This window comes from Arthrobacter oryzae, assembly GCF_031454875.1.
Classification (GTDB): domain Bacteria; phylum Actinomycetota; class Actinomycetes; order Actinomycetales; family Micrococcaceae; genus Arthrobacter; species Arthrobacter oryzae_D.
On sequence record NZ_JAVDRQ010000003.1, the window covers coordinates 153700 to 171231 of the forward strand.

The window sequence follows — 17532 nt, forward strand, 5'->3', positions numbered from 1 at the left end:
TAGCGATGCTGGAGGCCGGGTCCAGCCTTGCCAAAGTTGTTCCGCACACCATCCGGGCACGGCACGAATACCGCGGGATGCGCACGGCCGAACACTTTTTCCAGGTGCCGCTGGACCACTTCAATGGCGGTGCCGGGGAGACCATCACCGTGTTTGCGCGCGAGTACGTCTCCACGGACCACAGCCAGGAGGAGGCCGCCCAGCTGCCCTGGCTGCTGTACCTGCAGGGTGGGCCGGGCGGGCGCGGCAACCGGTTCCCCGCTCTGGGCGGCTGGAGCAAAGCAGCCGCCAGGGACTTCCGCATCCTGATGCTGGACCAGCGCGGTACCGGACTGTCCACTCCGATCGACCGCAACACACTCCCGCTGCGGGGAAACGACACGGCACAGCTGGACTATCTGACGCATTTCCGGGCCGACTCCATCGTCGCGGACGCCGAGGCCATCCGGCACGCCCTGGGATCCGGGCCGTGGACCATCTACGGCCAGAGCTATGGCGGCTTCTGCGCGCTCAGCTACCTTTCGTTCGCCCCGGACGGCCTTCGTGAGGCGCTCATCACCGGCGGCCTCGCGCCGCTGCACGGCCCGGCGGACAGGGTGTACCAGGCCACTTTTGGCCGGGTCGCCGCCCGCAACGCCGAATACTTCGCCTCATATCCCGAGGACCGCGCCACCGTCAGCCGGATCGCCCGCCACCTGCGCGGGACCGAGGAGCACCTGCCCGACGGCGAGCGGCTCACCGTGGAGCGCTTCCAGATGGTGGGGTCGTTCCTTGGCGGCAACACCAGGGTGGACGCACTGCACCACCTGCTGGAGGACGCCTTTGTGCCGACGCCCGACGGCGAACGCCTCTCGGACACGTTCCTGGAACAGGTCCGGAGCATCGTCTCGCGGGCCGCCAACCCGCTGTATGCCCTCATGCACGAATCCATCTACGGCCAGGGTGGCGCCACCGACTGGGCGGCACACCGTGTGCTCCAGGAGTTCCCGGACTTCCGCCCGGACGCCGCCGAGCCGCTGCTGACCGGCGAGATGGTCTACCCCTGGTACTTCGAACAGGACGCTGCGTTGCGCCCGCTGCGGGCCGTTGCCCGGCTCCTGGCCGCGAAGCCGGACTGGAAGCCGCTGTACGACAGGGAACGGCTGGCAGCGAATACCGTCCCCGCGGCCGCTGCCGTTTACAGCGATGACATCTACGTTGACCGGGACCTGTCCCTGGAAACGGCCTCCGCCGTCCGCGGGCTCCAGGTCTGGGAAACCTCGGATTTCCACCATGACGGCATCGCGGACGACGGTGAAGGCATTTTCGGCCGTCTGCTGGGAATGGTGCGCTCAGTCCGCAATTGAGCGGCTGCCGGGCTTGCCGGACACCCCGGCGGTGCCGCCGCCTGCCCTTGCCGGCAGGAGGGCTGTAACCGCCGCGCCAAGAACAACCGCGGCCACCAGGCCGCCCGCGAGGTTAAGCCCCGGGTAACCCGCCCAACTCAGGATGAGGCCCGAGAACGCGCCGCCCACCGCACCGGCCGCGCCCATCAGCATGTCGGAAACGCCCTGGACCACCACGCGGTCCTCCTGGCGCACGCTTTCGGCCAGGAGCGTGGATCCGGCGATGGTGGCGGCGGACCACCCGAGCCCCAGAAGGACCAGCCCCACGGCCACAGCAGTGGTGGACCGCTGGCCGAAACCTGCCACTGCAACGGCTGCCACCAGCATGGCGAAGCCCAGGACAATGGTCTGCCTGCGTCCGGCCTTGTCCGTCAGCCACCCGAGCACGGGCGACAACGCGAACATCCCCGCGATATGCAGTGAGATGGTGAAACCAATGATCACCAGGACGTCGCCGGCTGCCGTGTGACTGGCGTGGGAGGCGCTGCCGGGGCCGGCAACGAGTTCCTGCAGATGCAGCGGCGTCACGGACATAACACCCACCATGACGGCATGCGCACCGACCACGGCGGCCAGCGCCAGGATGGCGGACGGTGAATGGCGGGCGGCACGCAGTCCCCGGCGAAGGGCTCCGCCCCGGGATGCCGACGGCGGCTGGTGCCCGCCCGCGTGGGCGTCGCTTACCGGTATCCCGCTTTCAGGGGCCCCGCTTACGGGTGGCCCGCTTACGGGGGCCTCACTTGCCGGGGCCGCACCGGCAGCGGGACCTGCCGGGTCGTCCCGCCGGGCCTCCCGGACGGCACCGACGGCGTCCGCTGCAAGTTGCCTGGCGTAGAGCAAGGGGTCGGGGCGGAGTCCCGCGAGCAGCAGGGCGCAGGCAAGGACCAGACCGGCCGCAGAAATGACGAAGGGACCGGCGATAGGGGGCAATCCGACGGACTGGCCCACCACGGCGCCCGGCTGGATGAGGTTGGGCCCCGCCACTGCGCCGATGGTGATGGCCCACACGACGGCGGACAGGGCCCGGCCGCGGTGTTCATCATCCGCAAGGTCCACAGCGGCAAAACGGGCCTGCAGGTTGGATGCTGTGCCCACGCCCACACCGGCGGTCCCCAGGAGCAGCAGCACGAAGATTCCGGAGACCACGGAAACCACGATCAACACCACACCTGCGAGGGCAGCGGCCAGGCCCGTCACCAGGCCCGTCCGGCGGCCTCGGCGTTCCGCCAACGAGGCCAGGGGCAGGGCCGAGAGCGCCGCCGCCAGCGTCATGACGGTAGCCACCGAGCCTGCCCAGGCGCTGGAACCGGCAAGGTCCACCGCAAGCAGCGAACCGATGGAAACGGTGGCCCCGGTGCCGATTCCACTGAGCAGCTGCGCCGACCCGAGGAACACTACTGTGCGGCGCTGGACGGCATGGCGTTGCAGGGGGCGCCGCGGATCGTGGCGCACACCGGGCTCCGCCCCGGAAGTGTTTGCCATCCTCAGAGCATAGCCCTGCACGTGTCCGCGAAGACAGGGCTCATGAACGGGCTTGACTGGGCGGATGGCCCGGTGAACGCAGACAACCCCGGCCAACGGTGCGGCCGGGGTTGCCTGGTGCGTGCTTGAAGCGGTGCGGGTGCCTAGTCGGCGTCGCTCATGCTCTTGCGTGCGTCCTCTTCGAGACGGGCATCCACCTTCGCCTGGGCGGCTTTCGAGCTCACCAGGCTGGCGATGACGGCCACGATGATGGTGCCCACGATGACAGCCAGGGATACGAAGGTGGGGATCTCGGGAGCCCACTCGATGTGGTGGCCGCCGTTGATGAACGGGAGCTCGTTCACGTGCATCGCGTGGAGTACCAGCTTGACGCCAATGAACGCCAGGATGAAGGACAGTGCGTGCTTCAGGTAGATCAGGCGGTTCATCAGCCCGCCCAGCAGGAAGTACAGCTGGCGCAGGCCCATGAGGGCGAAAAGGTTCGCGGTGAAGACAATGAACGGGCTCTGGGTCAGGCCGAAGATCGCCGGAATGGAGTCAACAGCGAAGAGCAGGTCGGTCAGGCCGATGGTGACGAAGACGATCAGCATCGGGGTGAAGACCTTCTTGCCGTCCACCACCGTGCGGAGCTTGCCGCCGTCGAACTTCTCCGACATCGGAATCACCTTGCGGAGCTTGGCGATCAGCGGGTTTTCCTTGTCCTCTTCGTCTTCGCCTTCATCCTGGGCCTGCTTCCAGGCGGTCCAGAGCAGGAAGGCGCCGAAGATGTAGAAGACCCAGCTGAACTGCTCGATCACGATGGCACCGAGCAGGATGAAGATGCCGCGCAGGATAAGCGCAATGATGATGCCCACCATCAGCACTTCCTGCTGGTACTTACGGGGCACCGAGAAGCGAGCCATGATGATGATGAAGACAAACAGGTTGTCGATGCTGAGGCTGTATTCCGTCACCCAGCCGGCAACGAACTGTCCGCCGAACTCCGGGCCGGTGAAGGCAAACATCGCGCCGGCGAATACCAGGGCAAGGGTGACGTAGAACGCCACCCACAGGCCGGCTTCCTTCATCGACGGTTCGTGGGGGCGCCGGATAACCAGGAGGAGGTCGATGGCGAGGATGAGGCCGAGGACGACAAAGGAGCCGACCTCGAACCATACGGGCAAATCGAGCACAGGGTGGCCTTTCGCAGGGTACGGAACAGTGGTGTAAGTCTCTCCGACCGCCAGTGCACTTTGTGCTGAATCGGCGGCCCGCTACGCCCGGCAGGGCATCAGTGCCGTGCGTGTTGACGATCGTAGCGCTTGGGATACTCCCCTACGTGACAACAACCATACCCTAGGCATGGCCCGCGGCCTGCATCTGGCGCAGTTCCTTCTTCAGATCCCCCACTTCGTCACGCAGCCTTGCTGCCAGTTCAAACTGCAGTTCGCCGGCCGCGGCGTGCATTTGTTCGGTCAGCTGTTCGATGAGACCCACGAGATCCTCCGCCGGTGCGGCCGCAAGACCGTCGGCCCGCACCGTGGCCGCGCCCTTGCCCTTGCCGCGTGTCTTCCCCGCGGTGGCGAGCAGTTCGCGGGTGTCCGCGTCTTCCTTGGCAAGCTGGTCCGTGATGTCCGCGATCTTCTTGCGCAGCGGCTGCGGGTCAACGCCGTTCTCCGTGTTGTAGGCCACCTGGATGGCGCGGCGCCGGTTCGTTTCGTCGATGGCGTGGGCCATGGAGTCGGTGATGCGGTCCGCGTACATGTGCACCTGCCCGGAGACGTTACGGGCGGCGCGGCCGATGGTCTGGATCAGGGAAGTCGACGAGCGGAGGAAGCCTTCCTTGTCCGCATCCAGGATGCTGACCAGGGACACCTCCGGCAGGTCGAGGCCTTCGCGGAGCAGGTTGATGCCCACCAGGACGTCGAAGGTGCCCATCCGCAGTTCACGGAGCAGTTCCACCCGCCGGAGGGTGTCCACGTCCGAGTGCAGGTACTCCACTTTGACTCCGTGGCCCAGCAGATAGTCGGTGAGGTCCTCGGCCATCCTCTTGGTGAGGGTGGTGACGAGGACACGTTCATTCTTCGCCGTCCGGGTGCGGATCTCGCCCAGCAGGTCATCGATCTGGCCCTTGGTGGGTTTGACGACGATCTCGGGATCGATCAGGCCGGTGGGACGGATGATCTGCTGCACGAAGCCGTCAGCCTTGCCGAGTTCGTACTTGCCCGGAGTGGCGGACAGGTAGACGGTCTGGCCGACGCGTTCGAGGAATTCGTCCCATTTGAGCGGCCGGTTATCCATGGCTGAGGGCAGGCGGAAGCCGAAGTCCACGAGGTTCCGCTTGCGGGACATGTCGCCCTCGTACATGGCGCCGATCTGTGGCACGGTGACGTGGGATTCGTCGATCACCAGCAGGAAGTCGTCAGGGAAGTAGTCCAGGAGGCAGTGCGGAGCGGTTCCGCGGGCGCGGCCGTCAATGTGCGACGAGTAGTTTTCGATGCCGTTGCAGAAGCCCATCTGCTGCATCATTTCCAGGTCGTAGGTGGTGCGCATCCGGAGCCGCTGGGCTTCCACGAGTTTGTTCTGGCTTTCCAGGACCTGGAGCCGTTCGGCGAGTTCGTCCTCGATCCGCTTGATTGCACGGGCCATCCGCTCGGGCCCGGCCACGTAGTGCGAGGCCGGGAAGACGTACATTTCCTCTTCGTCCCGGATCACCTCGCCGGTCAGCGGATGAAGTGTATGGATGTTCTCGATTTCATCCCCGAAGAATTCGATCCGGATGGCCAGTTCCTCGTACATGGGGATGATTTCGACGGTGTCGCCGCGGACCCGGAAGGTGCCGCGGTGGAAGTCCATGTCGTTGCGCGCGTACTGCATGGCGACGAATTTCCGGAGGAGGTCGTCCCGGTTCATCTCCGCCCCCTTGCGGAGCGTGACCATGCCGGCGATGTACTCCTCCGGCGTGCCCAGGCCGTAGATGCAGGACACTGTGGCAACCACGATGACGTCGCGGCGGGTCAGCAGGGCGTTGGTGGCGGAGTGGCGGAGCCGTTCAACTTCCTCGTTGATGGAGGAGTCCTTCTCAATGAAGGTATCCGTCTGCGCCACATACGCCTCGGGCTGGTAGTAGTCGTAATAGGAGACGAAGTACTCCACCGCGTTGTTGGGCAGCAGTTCACGGAACTCATTGGCCAGCTGGGCAGCGAGGGTCTTGTTCTGCACCATCACCAGCGTTGGCCGCTGGACCTGCTCGATGAGCCAGGCGGTGGTGGCGCTCTTGCCCGTACCGGTGGCACCGAGCAGGACTACGTCCTTTTCACCGTTTTTGATCCGTTCGGTGAGGTCAGCGATGGCGGCCGGCTGGTCGCCTGCCGGCTTGAACTCACTGATGACCTCGAAGGGAGCCACGACACGGTTGATTTCCTGGGCAAGACTCATGAATATAATCTACCGCCGGGCACTGACATCGTGGTCCGATTCAGCTTTGGGCGGTAGCTGCGGCAGCTCCGGCGGCTGCCAGCCGGTGCGCTGCACCCACGCCTCCATCCGGACGGCGGCGTACTCGTTGAACCATGCCTCCTTGTCCGCGGCGTACCCGGCCGTCGACTTGTCCACGCTGTGGAGGGCTGCGACCCTGCGCTTCTCCAGAAGGTAGTCGCTCCTCGCTGCCGCGTCATCACGCAGCCAGTCCCGGAAGCACAGGGCGAACCGCCACCCGGGCGAACCGGCGGCCCGGACGTGCAGGTTCACCGGACGGCCCGGGTCCGCATTCCCGTGCAGGCGCTTGGCCCAGTCTGCCGGGTCGGGGTGTGAGGGTTTCGGGTTGTCCGCCACTACCCCGGGCCACAGCGGGAACCCGGCAGCTGCAAGCAGCGGCGCGATCCGGTCCGCGGTCGCCAGGTCGGCAACGGTCAGCTGGAGGTCGATGATGTCCTTGGCATCGAGTCCGGGAACCGCGGTGGAGCCGATGTGGTCAACCGCCAGGATCCCGGCCGCGGCCGCTTCGAGGCGGGCGGCCAGCCGCGCTGCCTGGGCCGCCCACGTCGGGTCGGCCTGGGCCAGCACGGGCCCGCCCCTGCGGGGAGCCGTCCGTTCGTGGCTGATGTTGCTCGCAAAGGGTGCCAAACGGTGGCTCCACAGGGCGTCCACCGAATCCCTCAGCTCCTGCACGGTGCCGACGTTGTCCAGCACCACGTCCGCTGCGGCGAGCCGGACATCCCTCGCGGCCTGCGCCGCCATCCTGGACAGGGCCTGCTCTTCGGTCATGTTCCGCTGCTCCACCATGCGCTGCACCCGCACGTCATCCGGAGCATCCACCACGACAACCAGGTGGAAGTTGCTGCCCTGGCCTGTCTCCACCAGCAGTGGGATGTCCTGGACGACGACGGCGCCGGCGGGGGCGGCGGCGATCATCGCCGCGGCCCGCTCCCGGACGAGGGGATGAACGATGCCGTTGAGGGCCGTGAGCCTGGCGGGGTCGCCGAAGACCAGGGCGCCAAGCTTCGCCCGGTCCAGCCCGCCGTCGGCTCCCAGCATTTCCGCGCCGAAAGCCTCCACCACCTGCGCGAGCCCGGGGGTGCCCGGTTCCACCACTTCACGGGCGAGTGCGTCGGCATCGACCAGCACCGCCCCCAACTCCCGCAACCGTGCGGCGACAACTGACTTCCCCGAGGCGATTCCGCCCGTCAACCCAATCTTCAGCACCCCACCAGACTAGTCCCCACCGCCCCCCTGGCCTCGCTCCGCTCGCCCAGGGAACCCTGGCGGCGTGGGCCCATCCACCGCCCCCCTGGCCTCGCTCCGCTCGCCCAGGGAACCCCGGCAGCGTGGGCCCATCCACCGCCGCTTGACCTCGCTCCGCTCGCCCAGGGAACCCTGACGGCGTGGGCCCATCCACCGCCCGGACTAGACTTGTGCGGTGCAAGCGCAAGAGAGCAGGGCAACTTCCTACACCACCCTTGCTGACGGGCCTGACTTCCGCCATGAGCTGGAGGTCAAGCGGTCACGGTTCATCACCGTGATCCGTCGCACCGGGGATGAGGACGGCGCGAGGGCGCTGGTGGCCGGACTGCGCAGGGAATTCCACGACGCCCGGCACCACTGCTCCGCTTTCGTCCTGGGACCGGACCGTGACATTCAGCGTTCCAGCGATGACGGTGAACCGTCCGGAACCGCCGGCATCCCGATGTTGGAGGCCCTTATCCGGCGGGAAACAGCGCCCGGGGTGACCGACCTCAGTGACGTCAGCGCCGTCGTCGTCCGGTATTTCGGCGGGATCCTCCTGGGGGCTGGCGGACTGGTGCGGGCGTATTCGGAATCCGTGTCCTCTGCGCTGGAACTCGCGCCGCTGGTCCGGCGCAGCCGGCTGCGGGTGTGCTCCATTGAGGTGGCGCATTCGGGGGCAGGAAGGCTGGAGAATGACCTCCGCGCGGCCGGCTACGTGATGGCGGAAACCAGCTACGGGGCCAGGAATACCGTCCTCAGGATCGCCCTGCCGGACCGGGCCGATGAACTGGGCCGCGCCGCCGAACGGCTCGCGGCCATGACAGCCGGCAATGCCGTCCTCGTCACGGGGGGAACGGAGTGGATCGATGTCCCCTGCTGACCACACCTTCCCGGCAGGCCGCGTGCAATTGCTCGACGTCACCGCCGAGATCCTGGAGGAGCTGCTCGACGTCGCGGTCACGGACGCCGCGCCCGACGACGTCACTCCCCCGCTGGGGGATGCAGACGGCTGGAACCCGGAACGGATCCGCTGGTTCCGCGACTACCACCGCGCCGCTGCCGCCGGGCTGGACGGCCCGGCAGCCCAGAAGGCGTGGGCGATCAGCTGCGACGGGCAGATTGCCGGATCCATCCGGCTCAAGCGCCCTGGAACGGCACCGACGGCGGGCAGTCCGCTGGAGACCGGGGTGTGGCTCGGCCGCAGTTTCCGTGGCCGGGGAATCGGCCGGGAGGCGCTCACGCTGGTCCGGAACGTGGCAGCACGCGCCGGCGCCTCGATGCTGCAGGCCGAGACAACTGCCGGCAACCTGGCCGCACAGGCACTCTTGCGCTCAGCGGGTGCCGAGTTGGAGGACGAAGCTGGGGCATCGGGGGTGACAGCGCGGATCAGCCTGTCCTGACGCCGGCCCTCGTCACGCGGCGGGGCCGGTGGTTGGATGGAAGAGTCCAACCGACATGAGGAGGCAAGCCGATGGAAGATCCCTTCGACCTTGAGCGGTTCGTCCTGGCCCAGGACGCCGGTGGAACCTACCACCAGGCCCTGGAAGAGCTCCGCAACGGGTTCAAGCAGACCCATTGGATGTGGTTCGTCTTTCCCCAGGTGGCCGGCCTCGGGCAAAGCCCAACCTCCAGGAAGTACGCCATCACGTCGTTGGCGGAGGCGGAAGCCTACCTGCTGCACCCTGTACTCGGTCCGCGGCTGGTGGAGAGCGCCGAGGCCGTTGCCGCCCACGCCGGGCTCAGCGCCGTAAGGATTTTTGGCGGGACCGACGCCCAAAAGCTGCGGTCATCCATGACCCTGTTCCTCCGCGCCGCTCCAGCGGAGCCCGTGTTCCAGGAGGTCCTCGACCTGTTCTTCGACGGCAGCCCCGACGCCGCGACCGACCGGCTGCTGGAGTAGACAAAAAGGTGGCCGCCCCCTTTCGGGGACGGCCACCTTCAGCGTGCTAACTTCCCAGGTCCTGAGGACTCACGCCCTCGGGAACACCGGAAATTAGTTGCCGGTCAGCTTCTCGCGCAGTGCTGCAAGAGCCTCGTCCGAAGCAAGCGTGCCTGCACCGGTCTCGGCTGCAGCCGGCTCGGAGGAGTAGCTGGTGGTGCCGGAATCGCTGTCACCGGACGTTGCAGCTGCAGCGTCGTCGGCAGCGTGCTGGGCAACCTGCTTCTTGTGTGCTTCCCAGCGGGTCTGGGCGTCAGCGTACTGCTGCTCCCAGGCTGCGCGCTGGTTCTCGTAGCCTTCAAGCCACTCGTTGGACTCCGGGTCGAAGCCCTCCGGGTACTTGTAGTTGCCCTCTTCGTCGTACTCAGCGGCCATGCCGTAGAGTGCCGGATCGAATTCGGTGCTGTCGGCGTCAACGCCCTCGTTAGCCTGCTTGAGGGAGAGGGAGATGCGGCGGCGCTCGAGGTCGATGTCGATGACCTTGACGAACAGCTCGTCACCAACGGAGACAACCTGCTCAGCCAGCTCAACGTGGCGGACAGCCAGCTCGGAGATGTGAACGAGGCCTTCGATGCCGTCTTCGACGCGAACGAACGCACCGAACGGAACGAGCTTGGTGACCTTACCCGGAACAACCTGGCCGAGGGCGTGGGTGCGGGCGAAGGTCTGCCACGGATCTTCCTGCGTAGCCTTGAGCGACAGGGAAACACGCTCGCGGTCCAGGTCGACTTCGAGAACCTCGACGGTGACTTCCTGGCCAACTTCGACAACCTCGGACGGGTGGTCGATGTGCTTCCAGGACAGCTCGGAAACGTGAACCAGGCCGTCTACGCCGCCCAGGTCCACGAATGCACCGAAGTTGACGATGGAGGAAACGACGCCGGGACGGACCTGGCCCTTTTCCAGCTTGTTGAGGAACGTGGAGCGGACCTCGGACTGGGTCTGCTCGAGCCATGCACGGCGGGAAAGCACAACGTTGTTGCGGTTCTTGTCCAGCTCGATGATCTTGGCTTCGATCTGCTGACCGATGTACGGAGCAAGGTCGCGCACACGGCGCATCTCGACGAGGGATGCGGGCAGGAAGCCGCGCAGACCGATGTCGAGGATAAGACCACCCTTGACAACCTCGATGACGGTACCGGTGACGACACCGTCTTCTTCCTTGACCTTCTCGATGTCGCCCCAGGCGCGCTCGTACTGAGCACGCTTCTTGGAGAGGATCAGGCGGCCTTCTTTGTCTTCCTTGGTGAGCACCAGGGCTTCGACCTGATCGCCAACGGAGACGACGTCTCCGGGATCAACGTCGTGCTTGATGGACAGCTCGCGGGAGGGGATGACACCTTCGGTCTTGTAACCGATGTCGAGCAGAACTTCGTCGCGGTCGACCTTGACGACGGTACCTTCGACGAGATCTCCGTCGTTGAAGTACTTGATGGTGGCGTCGACTGCTGCGAGGAAGTCCTCAGCGGTACCGATGTCGTTAATCGCGACTACGGGGGTACCGGGCTTCTCGGTGGAGGTGATGGTCATGTAGTAGGGGCTCCGTTGTGGATAGTTAGTCGGTCAGGCGGACCGCCGCACACCCGTATGGACGGGGGCGCGGGTGATGACAGACCACATGGATCTGCCAGGTTCATCCTGATTTGTGGATTCTAGATACGTGCACGTAGTACACGCCCGTTCATTCTAGTCGTACCCTCCAACGCCGGTCAAAGCGGCCGGCATCCGTGCCGGCTGCGTTCATGCAGGTCAGGCCGCCGGACTGCCGGCCGGGTGTCCGGCCTAGAAGTGCGTCAGGCAGTGGGGTGACCGCTCGACGGCGAACATCAGCTGCGCCTGGAGCGCGGCACCGGGTTTGTGTTCCAGGATCCGCCCGGCGGCCTTCAGCGTCACGGGACAAACGGCGCCGAGGTAGATGGAGGCGAGGTCAGCCACGTCCATCGACAGGTCCGGCCGCGTGTCCGGAGAAGCCGCCGAGACGCTGGCCTCGCCGTCTTTGACGTCAACCAGGAACGTGCCGCCGGCGAAGCCCAGGGCATCCTCTATGCCCAGGACCAGCGTCCCGTCCGCCGAGTAGCGCCGGGCACCCAGGGCGCGGACGCTGTCCAGGATCCTGAGCCAGAGCATGTCCCGGTGGTCGGAAGCTTCGACGCAGCGAGGGTCCGACAGCGCCCAGACCAGCGGATCGTCCACCGGCGCATCCGCCCAGCTGATCCGCTGGATGAGGTCGATGCTGCCGAGGAACTGCCAGAGCTCCAGGTAGGCCGCGTCCGTTCCTGCCACGAGGTCCACGAGCTCCACCGTGTAGGGCTTGGTGTCCCAGCCGGCAAATTTGTAGGAGGCGTATCCGTCCACCGTTCCGTCGGCGTCGTAGTGCAGGGCGCACTTGATTGCTTCATCTTCCTTGCCGTCACGGCCTACGGTTCCGGACACGTTCTGCCGGTAGGCATCCTGCCGGACGATGGACCCCGGGGTGTGCCGGTGGACGCGTTCGAAGATCTCCGGGGCAAGTTCGAGCAGCACCTTGCGGTCCGCGATCTCCACCGTCCCGGACGGCTGGTGACGGAGACCGAACCGGGGCCCGGTGTCCACCTTGACGCTGCGCTCAAAGGTTGCCACGCCGTAGCCGAACCGGCCGTAGATGGAGCCTTCCGACGCGGTCAGTGCGGCCATGGCGAGGCCGTCAGCTTTGGCCGCGGCGAGGTCCTCCGTCATCATGCGGCGGAGCAGGCCCTGGCGCCGGTGGGTGCCGCGCACGGTCACCGCCGTGACCATGTGCGTCCGGAGCTGGCGGCCATAGCCGACGTTCAGGTCCTTGCGGAGGGTACCGAAGGTGGCCACGGGAATGTCAGCGCCCAACGAATGCTTCGCGACCTCGCCTGTCTGGTAGACCCCTGTCAGCTCGCGGTCATCCTGCCGGTACATGGCCATGATCTTGTCCACGAATTCGTCATCCCGGCGGGTGTCGTGGAAGCCGAAGCCTACGGCCTGAATCCAGTCGGTTCCCCGGGCGTAATCGGGCGCACCCTTGTCCGCTGCCCTGAACCGCCTGATCTCATACTTGTCTGCCACGTACTGCTCCCCCTTGAACTGAATGAATGACACGCGCAGGGCCCCAGGTCCTGGCGCCCTGCGCGTCGTGCAACTGCTAGTGGCCGGCGTCGTACCAGCTCGGACCGACGCCGATCTGGACTTCCAGCGGAACGCTGAGGTCCGCGGCGGAGCCCATCTGTTCGGTGACAAGCTTCTCCACCGCCTCGCGCTCCCCGGCCGCGACTTCGAGGACCAGTTCGTCATGGACCTGCAGGAGCATCCGCGATTTGAGGCCCTGGGCCTTCAGTTCGGCATGCACGCCAAGCATGGCCCGCTTGATGATGTCGGCCGCCGAGCCCTGGATGGGCGAGTTCAGCGCAATGCGTTCCGCGTTCTCCCGCAGCTGCCGGTCCGTGCTGGTGAGGTCCGGGAGGTACCGGCGGCGTCCCTCGATGGTGGCGGTGTAGCCGTCCACCCGGGCCTGGTCCACCACGCCGCGAAGGTAGTCGCGTACGGCGCCAAACCGGTCGAAGTACTCCTTCATGAGGGTCCGCGCCTCGTCGACGGAAATCTCCAGCTGCTTGGAGAGGCCGAATGATGTCAGGCCGTAGGCGAGGCCGTAGGACATGGCCTTGACCTTGGAACGCATGGCGCTGGTCACCTGGTCCGTGGGCACATGGAAGATGTTGGAGCCCACGAACCGGTGGAGGTCTTCGCCGTCCTTGTACGCCTGGATTAGGCCGGCGTCCCCGGAGAGGTGGGCCATGATGCGCATTTCGATCTGCGAGTAATCCGCCGAAAGCAGGCAGTCATAGCCTTCGCTGACCACAAAGATGCCGCGGACGCGCCGGCCTTCCTCGCTGCGGATGGGGATGTTCTGCAGGTTGGGATTGTTGGAGGAGATCCGGCCCGTGGCCGCGACGTTCTGAGCATACGTGGTGTGGATCCGGCCGTCCTCCGTGACGGATTTCTTGAGCGTCTCCAGCATCTGGCGCAGCTTCGACGACTCGCGGTGCGCCATCAGCTGGACCAGGAATTCGTGCCCGGTCTTCTCCAACAGGTTCTTCAGTGACGCGGCATCGGTGGTGTAGCCGGACTTGATTTTCTTGGTCTTCGGCAACTGGAGTTCGTCGAACAGGACGGTCTGCAGCTGTTTAGGCGATCCGAGGTTCACCTCGTGGCCGATCGCCGCGAACGCAAGCTCCTGGGCGTTGTCGATCACCTTGGCCAGGTCCGCCAGCTGCTCGTCCATGCGCGGCATGTCGATGGCGATTCCCGCGAGTTCCATGTCGGCGAGAACCCGGCTGACGGGCAGCTCCAGGGTGGCCAGCAGGTCCGCGGCTTCGCGTTCCTTCAGTTCGGATTCGAAGTATCGGCTGAGGGCCTGCACGACGGCGGCCACCCGGACCAGTGCGCCAGCCGCGGCGGCGTCGTCACCGTCGAAGGACAGCTCCAGCTGGCCTGCCTTGGCGGTCTCGGGCGAAATGCTGATGTTGAGGTGGTGCTGGGCCAGCTCGGCGAGCTCGTACGTGCGGCGGTCCGGCTGGATGAGGTATCCGGAGATTGAAGTGTCATCCACCACCCCTTCCAAGCCCAGGCCCCGGCTGGACAGGGCCTTGATGGCAGCCTTGTACCCGTGCATGACCTTCGGTGCTTCCCGGTCCTGCAGCCAGCCCGCCAGGACATTTTCGGCTGCGGCGTCCTGAGTGGCGAGGTCGATGTAGACGGCGGCATCGTCACGGACGATCGCCACGGCTGCGGCGTCTTCGCCGATACGTCCCGGAACGAGGTCGACGGCGACGGCGGACCGCTGGCCTCCGCCTGCGGCCAGGAAGGCGCTCAGCTCCGTTGCATCGGCGGGGGTGACGAAGTCCGGCGTGTCGATACTCTCGCGCTCAGCGGGTTCCAGTTCGTCACTGCCGTAGAGGGCAAAGAGCCGGGTGCGGATGGTTTTGAATTCAAGGTCGTCGAACAGCTGCTCCAGGGCGGCCTCGTCCGGCCGCGGTTCCGCGAGTTCGTCCAGGGTAACGGGGAGGTCCAGGTCGGTGTGCAACCTGTTCAGCCGCCGGTTGCGCTTGACGTCCTCCACGTTCTCGCGCAGGGCGTCCCCCACCTTGCCGCCGATGGCGTCAAGGTGCTCCAGAACCCCCTCCAGCCCGCCATACAGGTTGATCCACTTGGCCGCCGTTTTGGGGCCGACGCCGGGAACGCCGGGGAGGTTGTCCGCGGACTCCCCCACCAGCGCGGCGAGATCCGAGTACTGCGGGGGCGTCACAAAATACTTCTCCTGGATGGCGGCAGCGTCCAACCGGGGAATGTCGCTGACGCCTTTCCGTGGGTAGAGCACAAACACGTTGTCGGTGATGAGCTGGAAGGCGTCGCGGTCGCCTGTGACGAGAAGGACCTCGTAACCGGCCTTCTCACCCATCGTGGAGAGTGTTGCCAGGATGTCATCGGCTTCATAACCGGGCATTTTGATGGTCTTGATGCCCCACGCCTGCATGACTTTGTCGATGAGGTCGATCTGACCGCTCATCTCCCGCGGCGTTTCGTTCCTGCCGCCCTTGTACTCGCTGTACTCGGCCTTGCGGTGGGTGGTTTCATCCGAGACGTCGAAGGCCACAGCGATGTGGGTGGGCTTTTGCTCCTTGATCAGGTTGATCAGCATGGACGTGAAACCGTGGATCGCGTTGGTGTGCTGCCCATTTGCAGTGGAGAACTTGTCCGCCGGCAAGGCGAAGAAGGCGCGGAACGCCATGGAGTGCCCGTCCAGCACCAGGAGGCGAGGCTGGTCGGTGATGGGAATCACGGGGGCCTCGGTGGCGGAAACCGACTCTGCGGTCCGACTGGTTTTGCGGGCTGTCGTGGCAGCAATCACCGATTCGGACTCAGTCGCCGGGAGGATGTCTGCTGCAGTGTCTGCAGAAAGGGGGGCTAGGGCCGGTTTGGTAGTTTCACTCACAGGTGCCAGCCTAGTTCCCATGATGGACAATTTCACGCCCGGCCGGTTCGCTGACGAACTGGAGGCCGCCGGCATCCCGGCAGAAATGCATGAATGGCTCGGAGAGTACGGTGTTGGGGCGCTGGTGGTGAAGATGGGCATCCACTTCCTCGAAATGAGCCCGGAACGCACTGTGGCCACCATGCCGGTGGAGGGCAACACCCAGGTGGCCGGGATCCTGCACGGCGGCGCCCACGTGGTGCTGGCCGAGACCCTCGGCTCCTTTGCTGCGGGGATGCACGCCGGACCCGGCCGGCAGGCGGTCGGAATCGAGGTGGGGGCGACGCATCACCGCGCGATTTCATCCGGCACCGTGACAGGAACCTGCACGGCGATCCACCTTGGCCGGACGCTGACCACCCACGAAATCGTGATAACCGATGAAAAGGGGCGCCGGCTATCCACGGCCCGCATCACCAACCTGATTCGGGACATGGCTTCCTGAGCACGGCTGCTTGACCAGGGGCGGCTTGACCAGGCCGCCCGGGCGAGGCTCAGCCCGACGCTGCGTCGCCGGGTTGAGTGCTGTCCGACGGCGCGTCCTCGGAGGGCGCGGCGCCGAGCCGGTACCGCAACTCGACGATTCCCCTGCCCATGGCGTTGGACGCCACCAGTTCCATCGGGCGGGTGGGGCCGGCCTTGATCGGCAGCACGGGCTTACCTGCGCCCAGCACCACCGGAATGATGGAGATGATGATTTCGTCCAGCAGGCCGGCGTCGGCGAACTGGGCCGCGAGCTCTCCGCCGCCCACCAGCCAGACGTTCTTCTCCCCAGCCTCTGCGGTGAAGTCATCCATGAACTCGCTGACGGCACCCCGGACGAACGTGATGTTGGCCCCCCGCGGCGCGGAGTGTTCGTGATGCGTGAAGACCCAGCACGGCGTGTCGGGATACGGCCAGTTGCCGGGCTCGTGCTCCATCAGCCAGGCGTAGGTTTCCCCGCCCATCACGATGCAGCCGACCTCGGCCATGAACGCTTCGTAGCTTTCCCGGCCGCCTTCGAATCCGTCGAACTCGAGGAGCCAGGCCAGGTTGTCGTCGGACGTGGCGATGTATCCGTCAAGGGATGAAGCCACGAAGTACTGAAGACTGGACATGGCCCCAGCCTAGTCATTTCGACTCGGGGTTCCCATACTCCACACGCATGCCCGGATCATCACGGAGCACCACCACCTTGCCGCTCCGCAGCGTCCAGCCCTCGTTGAGCAGGAAGATGCGTCCGCCGCTCACCACCAGGAGCCGGAGCCCGGTGTACTGGTAGACAGGCTGCTCTGCCGTGCCGCTGGACTGTTCGCGCACATTGGGGGCACTGATACCCAGCCGGTCCTTGCTGTAGACAACCGCTGTAGGCAGGAGCATGGACCGCTGCTCATAGCTCACCGCCAGTCCCCGGCCCAGCGCCTGGGCGTAGTCTGACGTCCCCCAGAAGAGCAGCAGGCTAACCAGGCAGAAGATGAGCGTCTTTTCGGATCCGCGGGAAAGCGCGGCAATGCTGCGTCCGGGCCCCTCCGTTGAACGCCTCCACAGGCTCAGGCCCCACGCGGCCAGCAGTACCCCGGCAGCCATGATGTAGGGGACGAACAGCACGGTCCGTTCCGGCTGGAGGATCACCACCAGCCACATGGCCGCGGCACAGCCTAGCCCCGCAATCAGGATCACTGCGGCTAGCCGCCGGATGCCCGCGGCGCGGCCGGCTGCGAGGTGGCCGTCCAGGAACCGGTCCAGGGCAAGCCAGAGGACCGCCACAATCAACAGCCAGACCAGCGGGATGAACAGTGACGGAATACTCCGGAGGACAAAATCCTGCACGGTGTAGCCAAAGAGGCTGACGTCCAGCCCCATGGCCTTTGCCTGGGCGTCCGTCCGCGCCCAGCCGAAGTAAACGAGCAGGGCCGTCGAAATGGTCAGCGGCGGGCCGATGACCGCCAGCATGTCGACGGCGCGTTTCCAGCGGGGATCCGCCACCGGTTCGCTGCTCATGACCGCGC

14 protein-coding genes are annotated in these 17532 nt (G+C 66.0%); 5 read left to right on the forward strand and 9 right to left on the reverse strand.

The window, feature by feature from the left end; all coding sequences use genetic code 11:
• The first annotated feature begins 5 nt into the window (after positions 1–5).
• A complete protein-coding gene (locus J2805_RS06550) occupies positions 6–1346 on the forward strand; it encodes an alpha/beta fold hydrolase (RefSeq protein ID WP_309974856.1) in 1341 nt (446 codons plus the stop codon).
• Here the strand turns inward: J2805_RS06550 and J2805_RS06555 are convergent.
• From J2805_RS06555 to coaE, 4 genes are all read right to left on the reverse strand, one after another.
• A complete protein-coding gene (locus tag J2805_RS06555; protein ID WP_309971018.1) occupies positions 1332–2867 on the reverse strand; it encodes an MFS transporter in 1536 nt (511 codons plus the stop codon). The two genes, J2805_RS06550 and J2805_RS06555, sit on opposite strands and share 15 nt — an antisense overlap.
• A 143-nt stretch (positions 2868–3010) precedes the next feature.
• On the reverse strand, positions 3011–4039 hold the full coding sequence (locus J2805_RS06560; protein WP_309971022.1) for a TerC family protein: 1029 nt from the start codon (positions 4037–4039) through the stop codon (positions 3011–3013).
• A 163-nt stretch (positions 4040–4202) separates the two neighbouring features.
• A complete protein-coding gene (gene uvrB, locus J2805_RS06565) occupies positions 4203–6284 on the reverse strand; it encodes an excinuclease ABC subunit UvrB (RefSeq protein WP_309971025.1) in 2082 nt (693 codons plus the stop codon).
• 9 nt (positions 6285–6293) lie between these two features.
• Entirely contained in the window at positions 6294–7550 is a 1257-nt protein-coding gene (gene coaE, locus J2805_RS06570) for a dephospho-CoA kinase (RefSeq protein ID WP_309971028.1), read from the reverse strand.
• Between the two features lie 214 nt (positions 7551–7764).
• Here coaE and J2805_RS06575 point away from each other — a divergent pair, with 214 nt between their 5' ends.
• The 3 genes from J2805_RS06575 to J2805_RS06585 all read left to right on the forward strand — a co-directional run bounded on the left by J2805_RS06575 (position 7765) and on the right by J2805_RS06585 (position 9471).
• Positions 7765–8451 carry an IMPACT family protein gene (locus J2805_RS06575; protein WP_309971030.1) on the forward strand — a complete coding sequence of 229 codons (687 nt, stop codon included), beginning with the start codon at positions 7765–7767 and terminating at the stop codon, positions 8449–8451.
• Complete coding sequence (locus tag J2805_RS06580) at positions 8438–8971, forward strand: GNAT family N-acetyltransferase (RefSeq protein WP_309971032.1); 534 nt, start codon at positions 8438–8440, stop codon at positions 8969–8971. The genes J2805_RS06575 and J2805_RS06580 overlap by 14 nt, the downstream gene beginning before the upstream one ends.
• A 71-nt stretch (positions 8972–9042) precedes the next feature.
• Positions 9043–9471, forward strand: a complete 429-nt coding sequence (locus J2805_RS06585; protein ID WP_309971037.1) for a DUF1810 domain-containing protein — start codon at positions 9043–9045, stop codon at positions 9469–9471.
• Positions 9472–9564: 93 nt separating this feature from the next.
• Here J2805_RS06585 and rpsA read toward each other — a convergent pair whose 3' ends face one another.
• The 3 genes from rpsA to polA form a co-directional block, all read right to left on the reverse strand.
• A complete protein-coding gene (gene rpsA, locus J2805_RS06590) occupies positions 9565–11040 on the reverse strand; it encodes a 30S ribosomal protein S1 (protein WP_011691911.1) in 1476 nt (491 codons plus the stop codon).
• Positions 11041–11292: 252 nt separating this feature from the next.
• Positions 11293–12582 carry a GNAT family N-acetyltransferase gene (locus J2805_RS06595; protein ID WP_309974859.1) on the reverse strand — a complete coding sequence of 430 codons (1290 nt, stop codon included), beginning with the start codon at positions 12580–12582 and terminating at the stop codon, positions 11293–11295.
• Between the two features lie 76 nt (positions 12583–12658).
• Entirely contained in the window at positions 12659–15526 is a 2868-nt protein-coding gene (polA, locus tag J2805_RS06600) for a DNA polymerase I (protein WP_309971042.1), read from the reverse strand.
• On the opposite strand from polA, the gene J2805_RS06605 reads away from it, so the two are divergent.
• A complete protein-coding gene (locus J2805_RS06605) occupies positions 15525–15989 on the forward strand; it encodes a hotdog fold thioesterase (RefSeq protein WP_309971045.1) in 465 nt (154 codons plus the stop codon). The genes polA and J2805_RS06605 overlap by 2 nt on opposite strands.
• A gap of 49 nt (positions 15990–16038) precedes the next feature.
• Here J2805_RS06605 and J2805_RS06610 read toward each other — a convergent pair whose 3' ends face one another.
• Complete coding sequence (locus tag J2805_RS06610) at positions 16039–16641, reverse strand: dihydrofolate reductase family protein (RefSeq protein ID WP_309971048.1); 603 nt, start codon at positions 16639–16641, stop codon at positions 16039–16041.
• A gap of 13 nt (positions 16642–16654) precedes the next feature.
• Positions 16655–17524: a hypothetical protein gene (locus tag J2805_RS06615; RefSeq protein ID WP_309971053.1), complete on the reverse strand. Its 870-nt coding sequence runs from the start codon at positions 17522–17524 to the stop codon at positions 16655–16657.
• Between the last annotated feature and the right edge of the window lie 8 nt (positions 17525–17532).

Excerpts from the sequence above, each read along its gene's own strand:
- J2805_RS06550 (WP_309974856.1), top strand. The coding sequence starts at position 6 with ATGCTGGAGGCCGGGTCCAGCCTTGCCAAAGTTGTTCCGCACACCATC.
- uvrB (WP_309971025.1), bottom strand. The coding sequence starts at position 6,284 with ATGAGTCTTGCCCAGGAAATCAACCGTGTCGTGGCTCCCTTCGAGGTC.
- J2805_RS06610 (WP_309971048.1), bottom strand. The coding sequence starts at position 16,641 with ATGTCCAGTCTTCAGTACTTCGTGGCTTCATCCCTTGACGGATACATC.
- J2805_RS06585 (WP_309971037.1), top strand. The coding sequence starts at position 9,043 with ATGGAAGATCCCTTCGACCTTGAGCGGTTCGTCCTGGCCCAGGACGCC.
- J2805_RS06605 (WP_309971045.1), top strand. The coding sequence starts at position 15,525 with ATGATGGACAATTTCACGCCCGGCCGGTTCGCTGACGAACTGGAGGCC.
- J2805_RS06555 (WP_309971018.1), bottom strand. The coding sequence starts at position 2,867 with ATGGCAAACACTTCCGGGGCGGAGCCCGGTGTGCGCCACGATCCGCGG.
- J2805_RS06580 (WP_309971032.1), top strand. The coding sequence starts at position 8,438 with ATGTCCCCTGCTGACCACACCTTCCCGGCAGGCCGCGTGCAATTGCTC.
- J2805_RS06615 (WP_309971053.1), bottom strand. The coding sequence starts at position 17,524 with ATGAGCAGCGAACCGGTGGCGGATCCCCGCTGGAAACGCGCCGTCGAC.
- rpsA (WP_011691911.1), bottom strand. The coding sequence starts at position 11,040 with ATGACCATCACCTCCACCGAGAAGCCCGGTACCCCCGTAGTCGCGATT.
- polA (WP_309971042.1), bottom strand. The coding sequence starts at position 15,526 with ATGGGAACTAGGCTGGCACCTGTGAGTGAAACTACCAAACCGGCCCTA.